The sequence below is a fragment of the Paenibacillus dendrobii genome (genome assembly GCF_009807035.1).
In the GTDB taxonomy this organism is placed as follows: Bacteria; Bacillota; Bacilli; order Paenibacillales; family Paenibacillaceae; genus Paenibacillus_AQ; species Paenibacillus_AQ dendrobii.
In genome coordinates this window covers 23,056-40,576 of record NZ_WUBI01000006.1, presented here as the reverse complement: position 1 = coordinate 40,576, position 17,521 = coordinate 23,056, and the positions used below count along the sequence as shown (strand labels likewise).

The window sequence follows — 17,521 nt, the reverse complement described above, 5'->3', positions numbered from 1 at the left end:
ATAATGAGCTCCAGGATTTGCATAAACCGCCTACAGCGAAGGCCTTATGGCTGATGAATTTGGATATGGCTGTCGAAGGTTGGCGCATTCGGTACGATATTGAAATATGTGGTACCCGGATACAGCGGCACCTCCTGCCCGTCCTTCACGAACCGGATCACGTCTCCCTTGGCACGCACCCAGCGCCCCTTGAGAATTTTGCCCCGCTGCAGCAGAACGGCCTCTCCACCCTTATCGACATCGACGGCAAGCCGGCCCACATCATCCAGCGTTTTATGATCAGCGCCCAAAATGACCACATTCGTCGCCGTCAGCTGCTGCCCCGTGTTCTGATCGACATGCGGCTTACCGTTAATGGAACGCTGATACACCTTGCTGGCCTCATGATACTGATACGATACCTTGTAGCTTTTGAGCAGGAAGGTAATGTCGACTCCAGTCGCATCCTCGCCCTCTGGAAGGTCGCTCTCGGCCCGAAACTTGTAAGCGGGTATATTTACTTCCTTTTTGTAACCGTGCTTGTCAGCGCCCTCCCGGAGCTTGTCTGCGCTCGAATAGAGGTTATGCGGAGCCTTCCGGGATTTATCTCTCCAAAAGTATGCCCCGCTATTTCCAATCTCATCGAGATCTTCCTTATGCTGCTTCTGCAAAATCGCATAGGCATCATTGCTGCCACCGGCATGGACCAGCACGCCGCCATAACTTTCGCCAAGATTGATCAGGTAAGGACGGATGCTGCGAATCGGCCCGATCGTTTCATCCGTTCCCTTGCTTTGGAAAATACCAATCATCCGCGTAATGCCGCCCTCCGCCAGCACTTCATATACGATATCCGCTTGGGTAAGCCCGGACTGCGGCCGCGCAGCCGGCGCATTGTTAATCATAATGGACAGTGGGCGTATCGTAGGAGCTTGATCCATGGGCAGTCCGGTTAACGGAGCCGTGAAAGCAGCCTGTTCCGGATCGCCCGATTGCACCGGATCCTCCGGGGCCGGCTCCTCCGGAGGCGTCTGTTCCTCCACGACCGGCGCCTTGGGCGCTTCCGCCTTCTGCTGCCCGCAGCCAGCCAGCAGCGAAACGCATAGCATCGCGCACAACATGCCGCTCCACCATCTGTATCCGCTCATCCCCACTCGATTCTTCATATCAATCCATTCCCCCTCGATATTGTTCGGACTGCACCTCCCAAGATGCAGCACTTTGCTTGATCCGGTCTCCCTCCCGCTTTCCTTTTCCTCCCATTTAAGCATAAATGGTAGGGTTTGTCTTTGAAAAACCGCAATTTACAACCTTTATCGACGTATGCGAGGAAGTAACGCCCGTACATTTTTCCTGTTCTTATTCACGAGGCTCCATATCTTGTCTTAATTCTGAATAATCCCACCTACTTAGGGAATTATGATGAGATTACAGGGCAATGTGTAAAAAGCCGTCCTTTCCAGGGTAATTCCTATGAAAAAACTGCGGAAAATATTAAAATTTTATTAAAAATCGTGGTTTACACCACTTGTAAGTTGATATGTATAATTTATAATCAAAGGATGTTATTCCATTAAATGCTAAAATTGCAGACAAAAGGAGAATGACACAAAATGACAAAATGTCATAAAAAACTTTGAGGAGTGGGATATCTTGTTCAACAACTGGTTGAGAAAGAATCAAGTCGCGATGTGGTTGCTGACGGTCGTGCGGATCTACCTGGGTTACACGTGGATTACGGGTGGGATTAAAAAATTAACCGACGGTTTCGATGCCGGAGGCTTCATGAAAGGCGCTATCGCCAAAGCCGCAGGTGAGCATCCCGCTGTACAGAACTGGTGGGCAACATTTCTGAAACACGGCGCACTGCCTAGCGTGAAGCTGTTCAACATCTTGATCCCCCTCGGTGAAACGCTCGTTGGCATAGGACTTCTCTTGGGTACCTTCGCAACCTTTGCCGCCTTAATGGGCATGGTAATGAACTTTGCCTTCCTCTTCTCGGGCAGCATCAGTGTGAACCCGCAAATGATTTTGCTTGAAATCTTCATCGTCGTCGCTGCCGCCAATGCCGGACGCATCGGACTGGATTACTGGGTAATGCCTTTCCTGCGCAACCTTTTCTATAAGAAACAAGATACTCCCCCCGCTTCTGCTCCGCAAAGCAGCATTTAACAGATCAGATCAGATCAACAGCTTACTCTAATCTTACTCTAATCCCAATATCATATGAGAATATCACATAGAGTCGAGCTGGATGTCCAGCCCGGCTCTTTTTTCATTCTAGCCCGCCTCTCTTCCATTCAATGATTCGAAAATTCGGCAGCTTGCAATCCGATCGCCGGGCTGAAAATGCTAACCCGAAACGCACTGACAGAAAAACAATTTAAAAATTTTAATTTATTTTTAATAATGTGATTTAAATCACATGTAACGTGAAATATTTCACATATAATAAAGACATGAAAGAGATGATCATCTTCCAACAACAAAAGAAAGAAGCTCACATCAAGAACAGCACCCTAGAAGCTTCCTAAAAATACCCATTAAACTAATTTGAGGAGTGGATTGTAATGTTCAACAACTGGCTGAGAAACAACAAAGTGGCAATGTGGTTATTAACGGTGGTCCGGATTTACCTTGGATATACCTGGATCAAAGGCGGAATTGAGAAACTGACAGGCGGATTCGACGCAGGAGGCTTCCTGCAAGGGGCCATTGCCAAGGCAAGCGGCGATCACCCCGCAGTGCAAGGCTGGTGGGCTGCCTTCCTGGAGCATGGCGCACTGCCTGGAGTAAAATTATTCAACGTTGTCATCCCGCTTGGTGAAACACTGGTCGGACTGGGACTTATCCTCGGTACCTTCACTACCTTCGCTGCCCTGATGGGTATGGTGATGAACTTCGCCTTCCTCTTCTCGGGCACCGTAAGCACCAACGCACAAATGGTCGTGCTTGAAATCTTCATCGTCGTCGCTGCCGCCAATGCCGGACGCATCGGACTGGACCACTGGGTAATGCCTTATGTACGCGGCCTCTTCCACAAGAATGCCCATGATCCTGCTCCCGCTCCTGTACCGCAAAACGGCATAAACAAGACCAAAGGCGCTGCATAAACACCAAGAGAGAACTACAGGGAGCAACACAAAGAGCCGGGCTGGAAATACCAGCCCGGCTCATTCTTTTTCATGTGATGTGATTTGCTGTTCAGGAACCGAACATCCAGCAGTTCAAGCTGAGGTTCCCATACTGGTAAGCCTGAAACAGACGCTTGGCCTTGCGGTCATCGTCTGCAGCTCCCATGGCATAGAACAGCGGGATGAAATGCTCCACTCCGTAAGAAGGCACCGCCTGGCGGGCATGAGGAGCTTTTTTGTCATAATCGAACAACTCGTTGACCTTCCAGCCCTCCAGCTGCCCCGCAACCCATTCATCGAATTCCACGGCCCAATCATCCGCTTCCTCCGACTGTCCAATCATGCGCAGGTTATGCACCAAGCCGCCGCTGCCGATGACCAGAACATTTTGCTGGCGAAGTTCCTTCAGCATGGCGCCAATCGCATATTGCTCTGCGGGAGAACGTCTGGAATCTACTGACAGCTCGACAACCGGAATATTCGCTTCAGGATACATCTTCTGTAAAATAACCCAAGCACCGTGGTCAAGGCCTCGGCCGAGGACCGGCTGATACGACAGATTGCCTGCGTCAAACAACTGCCCAATCTGCTGGGTAAGCGATGCAGAGCCCGGAGCCGGATACCGCAGTTCATACATGGCTTCCGGAAAACCGTAAAAGTCATGCATCGTACCGTGGGATTCATCCACGCTCATGGATTGGTCGGGACTGTCCCAATGCGCCGAGAATACGGCAATGGCCTCCGGCTTCGGAAGCTCCCGTCCCAAACTTTCCAGAAACTGCGTGTATCCGTTATCTTCCAGGGCGAGCATAGGTGAACCGTGCGCTACAAATAAAGATGGTAATGTCATCGATGTCAACCTCCACACGCCAGTATAAGTTGCTACTTATATTTTACCGTGTATGAAGAGATAATTCCAATCTCTGTATCACTGCTGGCTTGATTGATTTCCTGTAACGTCAAGAAGTCTGCTTGAAAGGCGTTATTTAGCTTGTTAGATCATCCAGTGCTGCCAATCCTGCTGCAGGGTCTTCTGCTCGTTTAACCAATCCTTGGTCCGGTGAATCAACTGACCGCAATGCGAACCCGACGAATAGGTGTGATTTCCCTGGAAAATGATTTCCTTGTCGCAGCGGCCCTCGGACCGCATCCAGAACACCTTTTGATATAGAAAAGCATAGTCCACCGGAATCGTATCATCGGACGTGCCATGAACGACAAGGACATTGCCGTTGAATTTGATAGCCTCCTGGAACGGCTGATACGTTCCAAGCGAATCGAAAAATGCAGGTGTAAAATCGAAGCCGAGATAATCCGAGCTGCCTGTTTTTACCGCATGGTCATAAACTTCCCGTCCGGTGATTTTCAGAATGTCGTTCAGCGGATATCCGACCGCAGACCACAGAATCAGGTTCTTCACCCTACGGTCGCGTACGGCTGTCAGAATGGCTACCGCGCCGCCGAGGCTATGTCCGATCAGCGTGACCTGGGATGGATCCACATTTCCGCAATCCAGCGCATAATCCAGCACGGTCCGGGTCTGGGCGATCATGGATTCGAGTCCCTCTTTGCCATAATGTCCGCTGCTTTCACCGCAGCCCGCATAATCGAAGCGCAGCACCATGTAACCTTCTCCCGCCAGCTCTCTGGCAGTTTTTACGAATAAGCGGTCCACGCCCACACGGCTGCCGACGAACCCGTGGCAGATGACGACGAGCGGCGCCCGCTCCCCGCAGCGTCCGTTCTTCCCTTCGGCCTGAACCGGATAATGAAGACTCGCGGTCAGTTCCTCCTGACCATGACGGATCATGATTTGTCTTTCCATGAATTCCATCCCCCTTTGAAATAACTATGTTTTCAGATAAAACGCTAGTGCTAAGGATTTTTGTATCCCTTAAATGCTATATTTTATAATTCCGATAAGTTTAATGAGATATAAGGTTTGAAGTCCATATTATCACCGCCGACTCGCATGTGTCAATCCACACCGGCATGGCTTTTTTGTGAAGAGATCCAAGTCTGCATGGAATGCAGACGCATGGCGGAAACTATCACCGATACCCGTATATAGAAAGGGATATGCTTATGTGGCAACGATGGATATCGCATATACAGGAGCACCCCTTGTCCTGGGTTCTGGCCGTATGCGTCGTATTGGCTATTATTTATGTGGCTGTGAACTATGAGAAGCTCTTTTATCGGGAATAAGCCAGGAAGGAACTCCCGGGCCTTGAATTCGTCAGCTCCTGTTCCTATACTTGTTGTATGTTTGTATACGGAGGAACGGATATGTCAACAAGACAAATGATACAAGAGAACAATCGTTTGCGGGAGCAGATGACTCCGGCGAACAAGGATTTTTACGAGGATATCGTCGTATACGTACGCGATAGCCGCGCAGACCGTCAGCAGGCCGAGAAACGTCTGCTGGAGCTCGCCAAGGACGTGCTGGATGCACAGAAAAAAGGCACCTCAGCTTCTAAACTGTTCGGCGGGAACGCGGAGGAATATGCACGTACGGTGGTTGAAACGCTGCCGTCGGTCAAGCCTGTCGAAGGTGCGGCTTATTACATCATGATTGCCTGGACCGCGCTCACCATTCTGTTTCTGATAGAGACCGTCGTCGGCTTCGGATCTCAGCTTGCGGGCTACAGCGGCAGTTCGCTGAACCGCGTCAGTCTGCTCGCGATCATTCTGGTGGCTGTCGGATCCATTGTCATTATGGAAGTCCTCATAAAGTCGCTAAGCAAGCCGCAGGAGAATGAGAACCGGAAGCCCGGAATCAACTTGAAAGCCATCGGCATCTACTTGATTATCGCTGTCGTCGTGATGGCGATCGGCTTCTCGCTGCGCAACATGCTGCCCGTGTTTACGATACCGCCGGTGCTTAGTCTCGTCTTCTGCATCATAGGTTTCCTCGGTATCCGGTTTATTTTCTTGCGAAAATCCAGATAACGACCTGAAATTAAAAACATCCTTGCGCGGCACAATGCTTCATTCGTTGCCGGCGAGGATGTTTTTTTTATGAATCGAATATATTCCTGGAATGATTTCCAATTTTCTTTCAAATGTTTACAAGTCCGAAACAAACGGATGTCATCACGAAACAACACGCGGGTAATATCAATGTATCGAAACCTTGGAGGTGCTTTAACCATGAAATTTACCAAATCAGCATTTACAGCCGCTGCCCTTATAGCCGCTATCAGTCTGCAGGCAGGTGCTGGAGCGACCCATGCAGCCGGAACCACTACAGTTAACCAAACCGTATCCGCATCTACTGCGGCTTCCGCCAAAACGGCGCATGCCAATGCAGTCTACAACCATATGATGAGCTTGCTCAAATCCCCATCCAAGCAAGCCGAAGCCGTCAGCTACATGGAGAAGAACATCTATCAGGTGACGCCTTGGCAGGGTTCCATGATGGTGCTGAAGCTCGAAAATGCCGAAAAAGCCCATCTGGATGCTTGGAACGACAAGTTTTTCAAGGACAGTATCCAGACCAAACTGATGAAGCTCATGAAATCCGGCGACGACCTGACCGCCTTGATCAATAAAACCAACGACAAAAGTCTGAAATCTCTGTTCAAGGGCGCCCGCGACAGCGGCTACCGCATCGACACATCGGAAGGCATGTACTATCTCGTCCTGGATTACCCAAGATTCCAGAAGGTTCGTTCTTATGTGTCCGCCGACATCAAGAGCTATATCGACATCATGACCGCCGAAACCAAAGCTCCGTTTGCCAATGACGCTGCCTTATCCATCGGATGGACGGAAGTGACCAAGCGCGCGTTGGCGCAGGAAGCCTTCGTGAAATCCTTCCCGCATTCGAACCGCACGGCCCAGGTGAAGTCGCTGTTTAATCAATACTTGAGCATTTCCATGTCCGGCCTCAATAACACGCCGCTCTTTGATTATGACACCAAAAAAGTCGATGCCAAAGCAAAGGCCGCCCTGCAAGCTGCCGTCAGCAAAGGCGATCCAACCAAGAGCGGATACATCAAAAAGCTGCAAGGCTTCCTGGACGTGCTGAAGAAAAACAACGACACCCTGACCCCTGAAGTCGATAAATACAGAAAAGCCGCATCAGGCATGTAAAATTATCCAATCATTCACCTATGAATCAGCAAAAAAAAGCCCTCGCTGTCAGCTCCCTTCTCTTCAGGAAGCGACAGCGAGGGCTTTTTTGCGATGTGAAATGACATCCCGGCTTCGCCGAAGGGTTGAATTCATCGGGTGCGGCGGATGTTTTAAAGTCCCGGCCATGGTTAAAATACAGGCGAAAGGAGTTTTGCATCATGAAAAAGATCACGATCATCGCACTCGGAATCCTGCTCTTGATCGGAGCCGCAGGCTGCTCTTCCAAAGCGGCGGACAATGGGCAAAGCAGCAATCAGGGCACTGGCCAAAATACGACGCAAGGGACAGATACCGGAACGAATACGAATGAAGGCACGGGTCAGGACGCTGCCAATAACGCTGCGGATCATACCACCCCACCTTCTTCCACTCCGTCATCTCCTGAGAAACAAACGGGCATAGACAAGCAGGGACATCTGGACTTGCAAAAAACAACGTTTAAAGTGACCCCGAAGGAAGCGCTCGATATCGCTGCCACAAAAGGCTCGGGCGATGTTACCAAATTGGAGATTGAGCTCGAAAATCAGGTCTACGTCTACAAAGTCGAGATGATGACGGATACGGAAAAGACCAAAGTCGGCATTCATGCGGAGGATAAGAGCATCATTGAAAATAAAACGGAAAAGCTGGATCAGAGCAAGGTCAAAACGGACCGGGCACAGTCCAAGATTGATTTGACCGGGATTATTGATGAGCAAAAGGCGATGCAGACAGCCACTCAAAAGGTGAATGGAACTGCAACCAAATGGAAGATCGAACGAAAAAACGGACCCACTTACTATGAGGTGGACGTGCATACTTCCACTCGCGAGTATGAAATCAAAATCGATGCCAAAACCGGCAAGATCCTTAGCCTCGGTCAGGATGACTAGGACTGAAGAAGACAGGTATATCCATGAAAAAAGAAGGCTTCCGAAGGTCGGCAGTCTTCTTTTTTTGTGTTCTTATTTTTCATCAATGGTCCTTCTATAAAACGATCTCTATGAGTCTGTAAATAATTTTCTATATTTTCGGATATTCGGAAAATTATTTTCTAAAAGCGTTTACAAAGTAATATTATTTTGTTAGCCTAAAGGCATTAAAAGGAAATTCAAAACTTGCGACAAGAGGAGTGGAGAACATGCAGCAATATGACGTTGTCGTCATGGGCGGAGGCATCTCGGGGTCCATGGCCGCGATCGCGGCATCCCGAACCGGAGCAAGGACGCTGATCATCGAGTCGCACGGTTTCCTGGGCGGAACGCTGACAGCCAACGGCGTCGGTCCCATGATGACCTTCCATGCCGGTGACAAGCAGGCCATTCAGGGCTATACCGATCAGTTGATCGAAAGGCTCAAAAAACTCGGCAAATCTCCAGGGCATATTTTCGATACGGTTGGCTTTACATACTCGGTCACCCCGTTCGATGCCGAAGCGATGAAGCATGAGCTCGAACTGATGGTAACGGAAGCCGGAGGCGACATTCTCTACCACACGATGCTGGCCGGCGTGCACGCGGAAGATGGCCGCATTGCTGAAATCCAGGTCTGCAACAAGTCTGGGATTAGTAGGATCCAAGCCTCTGTCTTCATTGATGCTACAGGTGACGGAGACCTCTCGGCGGGCGCCGGCGTGGAATACACGAAGGGCCGCGAATCCGACGGGGCGACACAGCCGATGACTCTGAAGATGAAAATGTACAATGTCGACATTCCAAAGGTCAAGGAATATATTCACAGCCACCCGGAGGATTTCCCCCTGTATGGCGGAGACACCTCCATCATCGAGAAGGCTCCCCGCCTCTCCGTGGGCGGCTTTGACAGCCTCTTCAAGAAAGCCAAGGAGCGCGGCGAGATTTCCATCCCGCGCGAGAATATCCTATTCTTCGAAACGAATAATCCAGGCGAAGTCATTCTCAATACGACTCGTATTCTTGGCCATGACGCAACCGACGCGCTCAGCCTGAGCAAGGCTGAAATGGTCGGACGCAAGCAGTGCCGGGAACTGGAGCTTTTCGTACGCAAATATATTCCCGGCTTCGAGCATGCCGTCGTGGAATCCACGGGACCGAATATCGGCGTCCGCGGTTCGCGGCAGATCAAAGGAGTGTACACCCTGACGGCAGAGGATATTCTGGAACAGCGTCTGTTTGACGATACGATCGCGCACTCCGGCTATCCGATCGATATTCACAGCCCCGACGGCGAGGGCACGAAGCATCAAAAACTGGAATGGGGCGGCATGTACAGCATTCCTTTTTCCTGCATGATCACGGACTCCATGAAGAATCTCATTGTCATTGGCCGCTGCATTTCGGCAACCTTCGAGGCGCAGGCAGCCATGAGAACCACGCCGACAACAGGCGCCATCGGACATGGGGGCGGCGTTGCGGCAGCGCTCGCGGCTCTTGAAGGACGTGACGTTCAGGACATCGACATCAAGAAAGTGCAGACGATTTTGAAGGAGCAAGGAGCTTATCTGGAGGTTTAGATTCGCGTAGCAGCCCATTTGAGAGGGGAAATTCTTGTGACAACGTCAATGTGGTTCCAAGCAATCGGCATTCTGCTCGTCTTTCTGGTGTTTGTAGGACTCATGATGGCACGCAAGCTGCCGACCATTCTGGCAATGCCCTGCATGGCGATCCTCTTCGCCATTATCGCCGGCGTGCCGTGGATGTCGAACAATCCAGAGGTGACCTCCATCGCCAAGACGATTCTGGCAGCCGGCTCCATGAAGCTGTCCGGCGCGATCGCCGGCCTCGTGTTCGGTGCCTGGTTCGGTCAAATTCTGAACAAGGTCGGCATCACCAAATCCATTATCCGCAAGGCTGCAGAGCTGGCCGGAGATAAACCCGTACTTATTGCTATTCTATTTTTCATTACCGCATCCATCATTTTTTCCGCAGCAGGCGGGCTCGGCATGGTCATCCTGGTCGGTACCATCGTCATTCCGATCATGCTGACGGCAGGCATTTCGCAATTCGTCGCCTCCATCGTTGTCTTACTGGCCGTTGGTGTCGGCTCTCTCTTCAACGTGTCCAACTGGGCGGTGTACGTGGATGTGCTGGGCCTCTCGGTCGATAAGATCGCCAACTATACCTTGGTCGTGGCCCTTCCACTAATCGTGATCTCGCTCCTCATGATCGTCTTCTATATTAAAAGAGACGGCAAAGGCCGCAAAGCCTGGGCGATGCCTGCAGCAACGCCCGGCGACAACAAGAAGGTACCTGCCATTGCGCTGATCAGTCCGCTCGTACCGGTCCTTCTCGTCTTCATTTTCAAAATCGACATTGTACCGGCGGTTATTATTGGCGCGATCGTGACGATCCTGCTGACCTGGCCGAAACGCCCGATCCACATCCTATCCAGTGCAATGATTGAAGGCATTCAGGATGTCGCCGGCGCCATGGCGCTGATGATCGGCATCGGCATTCTGCTGAGCTCCGTGATGTCTCCGCAGGTGTCGGCTGTAATCTCGCCGCTGATCGAGTCCGTTCTGCCTGGCACACCGTTGATGTACATCCTGTTCTTTACGATCCTGTCCCCGCTCGCGATCTACCGCGGACCGCTGAACGTATGGGGTCTGGGCAGCGGCATCGCCGCCCTCTTCGTCACGGCTGGCATGACGCCGGTTGCCGCCATGCTCGCGCTGCGCGCTGTCAGCAATGTGCAGTCCGTTTCCGATCCTACCAACTCGCACAACGTGTGGGTGGCTGATTTTACGAAGAGCGACATTAACGAGATTTTGAAAAAGACGCTTCCATGGACGATGGCATCGGTGCTGATCTCCATGATTATCGGAGCGTTCATGGTGTTCTAGAGGTTAAAGGTTAGAGATAAGGGTTCATTCAAAAAGGTCCGCGGATAAGTTTCGGACATAAGGTGTCTGGAAATTTTCGCTTCAACGGAGGAGGCGGAATTATTCTGGAACAACGATCGTAAGAATAATTCGCATCCGGCGTGATGATACAGCTACAAAAAGCCCGGGCAAAGAACCATTCAAACGGCCCTTTGCCCATCTTCAGGAGGACATTATGGGGAGACAAAAGGTAAGGGTGGGCATTGACGTCGGCGGTACGTTTACCGACGCGGCCCTCATCGATAACGATACGTTCGAAGTCATCGAAAAAATGAAAATTCCGACCACCCACCACGACCCTGACGGCGTGGCGAAGGGGATCGTTCAAATTCTGAATCAAATCTTAAGCAGCAAAGACATTCGACCGGAGGACGTCACCTTCATCGCCCATGGGACAACGCAGGCCACGAATGCTCTACTCGAGGGTGACGTCGCACGAGTCGGCATTATCGGTATGGGAACAGGCCTGGACGGTCTCAGTGCCCGCTCCGAATCCAATCCAGGAGATATTGAGCTTGCACCCGGCAAGTTTTTGCATACCTACCACACGTATCTGGATTCCAAAAATCTGACGGATGAGCAGATTGAAGCCGCTATCGATGAACTCGCTGGCCAAGGTGCCGAGGTCATCGTCGCTTCCGAAGCCTACAGCGTTGATGATCCTGCCAATGAGCTGCGGGTAGTCGAGCTTGCAAACCGCAAAGGCATCTATGCGACAGGCGGGCATGAGATCAGCCAACTCTACGGGCTGAAGACACGGACAAGGACGGCTGTCGTCAATGCCTCCCTCATTCCGAAAATGATGGAAACCGCCAATATGACAGAGAAGTCCGTCAAGAATGCCAACATTCAGTCGCAGCTTATGATCATGCGCTGCGACGGCGGCGTCATGAGCATCGACGAGGTCCGCAAGCGGCCGATCCTGACGATGCTGTCGGGCCTTGCCGCCGGTGTCGCCGGAGCCTTGATGTACGAGAAAATTTCTGACGGCATTTTCTTCGAAGTCGGCGGCACCAGCGTCGACATCTCTGTCATTAAGAACGGCAAGGTCATGATCAAGAATGCCGAGGTCGGCGGTCACCGCACCTATTTGCAGTCTCTGGACGTGCGCACGCTCGGCATCGCCGGCGGCAGCATGATCAAAGTCGCGGGAGGACGCATCACGGATGTCGGGCCGCGGAGCGCGCATATTGCAGGCAAGGAATACGAAGCCTTTGCTCCCGCGGAACATATCTCGGATCCAAAAGTGAAATTCATCAGCCCCCGTGAAGGGGATCCCGCCGAATACGCCATCTGCGAATGCAGTAACGGTAAAGAATACTCCTATACCCTCGCCGGCGCGGCGAACATTCTGAACTATATTCCGGACGGTGATTATGCCAAAGGCAATAAGGAAGCAGCCGTGAAGGCTTGGAAGGCACTCGCGGACCAAATCGAGGTCCGTGTTGAAGAAGCGGCCAGACAGGTCATGGATATTGCTATCGACAAGACCATGAAGACCGTCAATGAAATGATAGACGACTATGAGCTGGACCGCTCCTTCGTCACGCTCGTAGGCGGCGGGGGCAGCGGCGCGGTGCTGGTACCTGCAATGGCAGAACGTGAGAGCTTCAAATGCCAAATCGCCAATAATGCGCCGTATGTCTCCACCATTGGCGTCGCGCTCGCGATGGTCAAAGAACAGCTTGAACGCACTGTTGTCAATCCGACCGACGAGGACATCAAGCGCATCCGTGCCGAGATCGTCGAGCGGATCGTTAAATCCGGCGCCTCCGAGGATACCGTCGAAGTGACGATCGAGATCGACAGTCAGAAGAACATTCTCCGCGCCGTGGCTACCGGCTCCACCGAGCTGCGCTCGAAGGATCTGGCTCAGGAAGCCATGTCCGCCGAAGACATGAAGGCGATTGCCGCCAGCTCGATCGATCAGCCCGTAGAAGCCACGGTTCTCGCTGCGCAGAGCGGACGCTGGAGCCTGTTCACCAGCGAAAGCGTGAAGAAGTCCTTCTTCGGCTTGCTGAAGAAGAAATCCAGCAGCGTCAGCATTCTGGACCGTGAAGGCGTGGTCCGCTTCAAGAAGAGCAATGTCCATTACGCGAAGCTCAACAAAGCATCGGCAGAAGCCCTGAATGATTTTCTGGATGACAACACCATTTATTCTGACGCCAATGCTACTATTCCGAAGGTATTTGTCTTCTATAAGGAAAAGATGCTCGATTTGACCGGCATGCAGACCAAGGAGCAGCTGGTATCCATTCTGGAGATTGAAACGGAAATGCTGGCAGCTTCGGATGAACTGCTGATTGTGGCATATCAGTAACGGTAATTTTTCGCTTAATCCTATACACGTGGTCGAAAGGAGTCACTTCAAATGACGGTTCATTCTCTGCTAACCAATCCTCTCACCCATCTATCCGATGAAATATTGGGTTGCATGGAGCTGAAGCAGGACCCGCTTTTTCATAAGATTCCTGAAGATAAGATTGCCTATTATGTCCAAGCGTCGCTGCGGGCCGGCCGTGTTGCGGCAGAGAAGTACAAGGGCTGCAACATCCGCCGTATGTACAGGGAAGCCGGACTTCGTCATGAGGTGACAGACGCATCCGGCGATTTTCATCAGGTCTCCTTCCGGGCACAGATTGATTTTGCCAAAAAACCGCCCCAGATCCTTCTGTACTCTTCATCCCTTAACGGGATGCAGCGAGTATGCCGAAATATTTTGGGAGCGTCTCCCACGGCTGAGCCGGATATGGACCGTCTCATCGATATTCATCTGGCGCATGAGTTCTATCACTGGCTGGAGTACCGGGAGGGATCTTTTACGAATGAGAGGCTCGAACCGATCGAAGTCTTCAAGCTGGGACCCTATACGAAGAGATCAAGTGTGGTACAATGCAGCGAGATCGCTGCGCATGCTTTTTGCAAGGAAGTACTGGACCTTCCCTGCCTGCCCAATCTGCTGGATTACGCGTATCTGATCGAAGACAACCAGCTTCAGGAAAAAGTGTTCGAGCAGCAGCTCGAAACTTGCAAATGTTGGATATCGCGCACTCTCAATACCTCACCCGGTGTGATATAATGGGGAAATCTAGCGGAGATCACCGGACTCGTCATTTCCAGCGTTAGATCAGGAGGAGGTATCATGTCTTCACAGGTTCCGGCCGTTATCGCAAAAATCGTATCCCAAACTCAAAAATTGACTTATGGTGAAAACCAGATTGCCAATTTTGTCATACACAATCCGGATTTTATTACGCGTAACACGATCACGTCCATTGCCAACGAAATTGGTGTATCGGAGACGAGTATTAACCGGTTCTGTAAAAAAGTAGGCTTCAAGGGCTTCAATGATTTCAAGATCGCTTTTGCCCAGGACGCTTTTTACCGGGATATGCAGGCCAAGAAAAAAGAAAGACGGGAAATTAACCCGATTGACGCGCTTGCGCTCGATTACAATGAGCTCATTGTCAATACGTCTGCGCTTGTTACCGAGGAACAGCTTCACCGCGTGGTGAACATTCTGAAAGGGGCACGGCGTATTTACATAATCGGCCTGTTCGATTCCTACCTGGCTGCCATTGCACTCAAGAATCGCCTGTCGATCATCGGGATTATGGCCGAAGCAGTAAATGACAGCCGTGCCATGAAGATCGCCGCCGCGCAGTGCGGCAAGGAAGACGCCGTCGTGGCCTTCTCCCGCTCCGGATCAACGAAAGAAGTGGTGGACACGGTAGCAATTGCTCAGGTCAACCAGGTCAAGACGATTTCGATCACGTGCTATGATTCGTCTCCAATCACGGAGAATGCGGATGTGAACATCATCGTGCCGGATAAAATATCGGTCAACAATAGCGCGCTGATGTCCAATCATATCACTTTCCTGTTCGTCGTGGACCTGATCATGAGCATCTTTATTTCCTCGGACAAGGCTTATTTAAAAAAGAAGCTCGACAGCGAAGCTGTGCTGGCGAGCGATCAAACCATCACGAATTACTTTTTATAGTTTGAATAGATGAGCGTCCTTCCGGTTAACGGAGGGGCGTTTTTGTTTACGGTATACTCGTTCGTGCTTGGGCTTTCCGATATGAGCGAACTGCCCGCCACAATGCAAAAAGGCCTTTGCAAGAACGCCAAAGCGACGTCTTACACAGACCTTTTCAAAACGTATCTTATCGAAAACTCCTGGTGTGCCTCACCTGAAGTTCTTACTTCATTAACAATTTATGACGTTACACTTATCAGATCAAAATATTATACAGATTCGAATCCTTGTTCAGCTCGGTATACTGCAATCCCTTACGGTTCATGCGCTCGATCAGCGGGAGGTAGTCCTCTTTGCTGTCCAGCTCGATGCCCACGAGTGCCGGCCCGTTTTCTTTGTTATGCTTTTTCGTATATTCGAAGTTGGTGATGTCGTCTCCAGGCCCAAGCACGTCCTGCAGGAATTCGCGCAGTGCTCCGGAACGCTGCGGGAAGTTGATCATGAAGTAATGCTTGATACCCTCATACATCAGGGAACGCTCCTTGATCTCCTGCATCCGGTCGATGTCATTGTTGCCGCCGCTGACGATGCAGACGACGTTTTTGCCTTGAATCTGTTCGCTGTACAGATCAAGCGCAGCAACCGGCAGTGCGCCTGCCGGCTCAACCACGATGGCATTTTCGTTGTACAGGTCAAGAATGGTTGTGCACGCTTTGCCCTCCGGCACCTTCACGATGTCGTCCAGCTTGCTGGAACAGATGGAGTACGGCATGTCGCCTACTCTTTTGACTGCTGCTCCATCCACGAATTTATCGATCTCCTGCAGTGTTACGACTTCTTTGCGCAGCAGCGCTTCGCTCATGGATGCCGCTCCCAGAGGCTCAACGCCGATCACTTGCGTGGAAGGACTCACAGTTTTAATGTACGTACTCACGCCAGCAGCCAGACCGCCGCCGCCGATCGTGACGAACACATAATCCGCGGGCGCATTCAGGCTCTCCATGACTTCCATGGCGATGGTACCGTTGCCTGCGATGATTTTCGGGGCATCAAACGGATGAATGAAGGTCATGCCCTGCTCCGTGCAGGCCTTCATCGCTTCCTCGGATGCGTCGTCGAACGTATCGCCAGTCAGAACGACCTCCACATTGCTGCCACCAAAACGTTTGACCTGTTTCACCTTTTGGTTCGGCGTTGTGCTTGGCATATAAATTTTGCCCTGGATACCCAGCGCATTGCAGGAAAAAGCCACACCCTGGGCATGGTTGCCGGCGCTCGCGCATACGATGCCATTCGCCAGCTCTTCAGCCGACAAGCTTCGAATCATATTATAAGCGCCGCGAATCTTGAAGGAGCGCACGACCTGCAGATCTTCTCTTTTCAAATAAACATTGCATTTGTATTTCGCCGACAACACCGCGTCAAGCTGAAGCGGCGTGCGTACGATGACCTCGCGCAGCACGTGATGCGCACGCACGATGTCCTCCATGGAAACCATATAGTCGATAGGCTCAGCTGCCGATACGGCGTTTGCTGTTGGGGTAGTTGTTTCTTGCAGATTTTCCTTCATTTTTTCTCCTCACTCCATCAGCCCTCTTTCTGTCGGTTCGGGGCTTTATTCAAGTCATCACTGAAATGTTTGTTACACAGTACCGTACCTTTTTTGAGCCGTTTTTTCAAGGGTGTATGTCCAATAATCCTCTATAGATTAGAAAAAGATTTCACAAAGCAGGCTCTTAGGGCCAGAACGGCATTCAAATAAATACTTTTCAAGAAAAAATAGGGAAGCAAAAAAACCTCCGCCCTTGAAAGGACGAGAGGTTCTGTGAATCTCGGTTTAGAAGCGGTTATCCAGCCAATCGGAGGCGGCATACAGCTCTCTTTTGCTCAGCTGATGACCTTGGTTATCCCAATACAGCGTAACCTCGGCACCCGCTCCTTCAAGAAGAGACTGCAACTCTTCCGTTTCGGACACGGAGCAGAGCGGATCGTTTTTGCCTGCGCCAATGAAGACGGGAACGCCCGTCAAATCCGGCAGCTGCTTGCCGCGCAGCGGTACCATCGGATGCAGCAAAGCTGCGCCCCACAAAGCATGTTCATAATGGAACAGCAGGCTTGCTGCGATGTTGGCACCGTTCGAGAAGCCCACGGCAATCATGCGGTCGCGCTGAAGTCCATACTCCCGGGCAGCTTCATCCAGGAAATCATTCAGCTCTTTCGTGCGTGCCACGAGGTCTTCTTCATCAAACACACCCTCCGCCAATCTGCGGAAGAAGCGCGGCATCCCGTTCTCCAGTACGTTACCACGTACCCCCAGCACCGAAGATTCGGGCGACAACATTTCCGCTATGGGCAGCAAGTCATGCTCATTGCCGCCCGTTCCGTGCAGAAGCACCAATACCGGTGCAGCCGGATCGGACCCCTGTTTAAAAATATGTTTCATGC

General features: G+C 51.3%; 16 protein-coding genes. 11 read left to right on the top strand and 5 right to left on the bottom strand.

Features of this window, described 5'->3' with window-relative positions:
* Positions 1 to 44 precede the first annotated feature (44 nt).
* Entirely contained in the window at positions 45 to 1,145 is a 1,101-nt protein-coding gene (locus GRF59_RS26175; protein ID WP_160500675.1) for a DUF3048 domain-containing protein, read from the bottom strand.
* Positions 1,146 to 1,632: 487 nt separating this feature from the next.
* Between GRF59_RS26175 and GRF59_RS26170 the strand changes: the two genes are divergently transcribed.
* Positions 1,633 to 2,151, top strand: coding sequence for a DoxX family protein (locus GRF59_RS26170; protein WP_160500674.1), 519 nt, complete (start codon positions 1,633 to 1,635; stop codon positions 2,149 to 2,151).
* A 398-nt stretch (positions 2,152 to 2,549) separates the two neighbouring features.
* Positions 2,550 to 3,092, top strand: coding sequence for a DoxX family protein (locus GRF59_RS26165; protein WP_160500673.1), 543 nt, complete (start codon positions 2,550 to 2,552; stop codon positions 3,090 to 3,092).
* A gap of 91 nt (positions 3,093 to 3,183) precedes the next feature.
* Here the strand turns inward: GRF59_RS26165 and GRF59_RS26160 are convergent, their stop codons facing one another.
* Entirely contained in the window at positions 3,184 to 3,963 is a 780-nt protein-coding gene (locus GRF59_RS26160) for a DODA-type extradiol aromatic ring-opening family dioxygenase (RefSeq protein ID WP_160500672.1), read from the bottom strand.
* Between the two features lie 144 nt (positions 3,964 to 4,107).
* A complete protein-coding gene (locus GRF59_RS26155) occupies positions 4,108 to 4,938 on the bottom strand; it encodes an alpha/beta hydrolase (RefSeq protein WP_160500671.1) in 831 nt (276 codons plus the stop codon).
* Positions 4,939 to 5,198: 260 nt separating this feature from the next.
* Between GRF59_RS26155 and GRF59_RS30085 the strand changes: the two genes are divergently transcribed.
* The 9 genes from GRF59_RS30085 (at position 5,199) to GRF59_RS26115 (ending at position 15,097) form a co-directional block, all read left to right on the top strand.
* Positions 5,199 to 5,321: a hypothetical protein gene (locus tag GRF59_RS30085; protein WP_272915032.1), complete on the top strand. Its 123-nt coding sequence runs from the start codon at positions 5,199 to 5,201 to the stop codon at positions 5,319 to 5,321.
* 81 nt (positions 5,322 to 5,402) lie between these two features.
* Positions 5,403 to 6,068 carry a DUF1129 family protein gene (locus tag GRF59_RS26150; protein ID WP_160500670.1) on the top strand — a complete coding sequence of 222 codons (666 nt, stop codon included), beginning with the start codon at positions 5,403 to 5,405 and terminating at the stop codon, positions 6,066 to 6,068.
* Positions 6,069 to 6,269: 201 nt separating this feature from the next.
* Positions 6,270 to 7,214: a hypothetical protein gene (locus tag GRF59_RS26145; protein WP_160500669.1), complete on the top strand. Its 945-nt coding sequence runs from the start codon at positions 6,270 to 6,272 to the stop codon at positions 7,212 to 7,214.
* A 200-nt stretch (positions 7,215 to 7,414) separates the two neighbouring features.
* The gene (locus tag GRF59_RS26140; RefSeq protein ID WP_160500668.1) at positions 7,415 to 8,128 is read left to right on the top strand and encodes a PepSY domain-containing protein; all 714 of its coding nucleotides are present in this window, start codon (positions 7,415 to 7,417) and stop codon (positions 8,126 to 8,128) included.
* Between the two features lie 248 nt (positions 8,129 to 8,376).
* Positions 8,377 to 9,726, top strand: a complete 1,350-nt coding sequence (locus GRF59_RS26135) for an FAD-dependent oxidoreductase (protein WP_160500667.1) — start codon at positions 8,377 to 8,379, stop codon at positions 9,724 to 9,726.
* Positions 9,727 to 9,762: 36 nt separating this feature from the next.
* Positions 9,763 to 11,055: a citrate transporter gene (locus GRF59_RS26130; protein WP_341480146.1), complete on the top strand. Its 1,293-nt coding sequence runs from the start codon at positions 9,763 to 9,765 to the stop codon at positions 11,053 to 11,055.
* Between the two features lie 214 nt (positions 11,056 to 11,269).
* Complete coding sequence (locus tag GRF59_RS26125; RefSeq protein ID WP_160500666.1) at positions 11,270 to 13,414, top strand: hydantoinase/oxoprolinase family protein; 2,145 nt, start codon at positions 11,270 to 11,272, stop codon at positions 13,412 to 13,414.
* Positions 13,415 to 13,465: 51 nt separating this feature from the next.
* On the top strand, positions 13,466 to 14,173 hold the full coding sequence (locus tag GRF59_RS26120; RefSeq protein ID WP_202128891.1) for a hypothetical protein: 708 nt from the start codon (positions 13,466 to 13,468) through the stop codon (positions 14,171 to 14,173).
* A gap of 63 nt (positions 14,174 to 14,236) precedes the next feature.
* Complete coding sequence (locus GRF59_RS26115; RefSeq protein WP_160500665.1) at positions 14,237 to 15,097, top strand: MurR/RpiR family transcriptional regulator; 861 nt, start codon at positions 14,237 to 14,239, stop codon at positions 15,095 to 15,097.
* Positions 15,098 to 15,332: 235 nt separating this feature from the next.
* On the opposite strand, the gene ilvA is transcribed toward GRF59_RS26115, so the two are convergent.
* Together ilvA and GRF59_RS26105 are read right to left on the bottom strand one after the other, a co-directional pair.
* Positions 15,333 to 16,574, bottom strand: a complete 1,242-nt coding sequence (gene ilvA / locus GRF59_RS26110) for a threonine ammonia-lyase IlvA (protein ID WP_160500866.1) — start codon at positions 16,572 to 16,574, stop codon at positions 15,333 to 15,335.
* 339 nt (positions 16,575 to 16,913) lie between these two features.
* Positions 16,914 to 17,519: an alpha/beta hydrolase gene (locus GRF59_RS26105; RefSeq protein WP_160500865.1), complete on the bottom strand. Its 606-nt coding sequence runs from the start codon at positions 17,517 to 17,519 to the stop codon at positions 16,914 to 16,916.
* Positions 17,520 to 17,521 lie beyond the last annotated feature (2 nt).

Coding starts and splice junctions, on each gene's coding strand:
- GRF59_RS26165 (WP_160500673.1), top strand. CDS start 2,550: ATGTTCAACAACTGGCTGAGAAACAACAAAGTGGCAATGTGGTTATTA.
- GRF59_RS26155 (WP_160500671.1), bottom strand. CDS start 4,938: ATGGAAAGACAAATCATGATCCGTCATGGTCAGGAGGAACTGACCGCG.
- GRF59_RS26150 (WP_160500670.1), top strand. CDS start 5,403: ATGTCAACAAGACAAATGATACAAGAGAACAATCGTTTGCGGGAGCAG.
- GRF59_RS26120 (WP_202128891.1), top strand. CDS start 13,466: ATGACGGTTCATTCTCTGCTAACCAATCCTCTCACCCATCTATCCGAT.
- GRF59_RS26145 (WP_160500669.1), top strand. CDS start 6,270: ATGAAATTTACCAAATCAGCATTTACAGCCGCTGCCCTTATAGCCGCT.
- GRF59_RS26105 (WP_160500865.1), bottom strand. CDS start 17,519: ATGAAACATATTTTTAAACAGGGGTCCGATCCGGCTGCACCGGTATTG.
- GRF59_RS26175 (WP_160500675.1), bottom strand. CDS start 1,145: ATGAAGAATCGAGTGGGGATGAGCGGATACAGATGGTGGAGCGGCATG.
- GRF59_RS26115 (WP_160500665.1), top strand. CDS start 14,237: ATGTCTTCACAGGTTCCGGCCGTTATCGCAAAAATCGTATCCCAAACT.
- GRF59_RS26135 (WP_160500667.1), top strand. CDS start 8,377: ATGCAGCAATATGACGTTGTCGTCATGGGCGGAGGCATCTCGGGGTCC.
- ilvA (WP_160500866.1), bottom strand. CDS start 16,574: ATGGTTTCCATGGAGGACATCGTGCGTGCGCATCACGTGCTGCGCGAG.
- GRF59_RS26125 (WP_160500666.1), top strand. CDS start 11,270: ATGGGGAGACAAAAGGTAAGGGTGGGCATTGACGTCGGCGGTACGTTT.
- GRF59_RS26160 (WP_160500672.1), bottom strand. CDS start 3,963: ATGACATTACCATCTTTATTTGTAGCGCACGGTTCACCTATGCTCGCC.
- GRF59_RS30085 (WP_272915032.1), top strand. CDS start 5,199: ATGTGGCAACGATGGATATCGCATATACAGGAGCACCCCTTGTCCTGG.
- GRF59_RS26140 (WP_160500668.1), top strand. CDS start 7,415: ATGAAAAAGATCACGATCATCGCACTCGGAATCCTGCTCTTGATCGGA.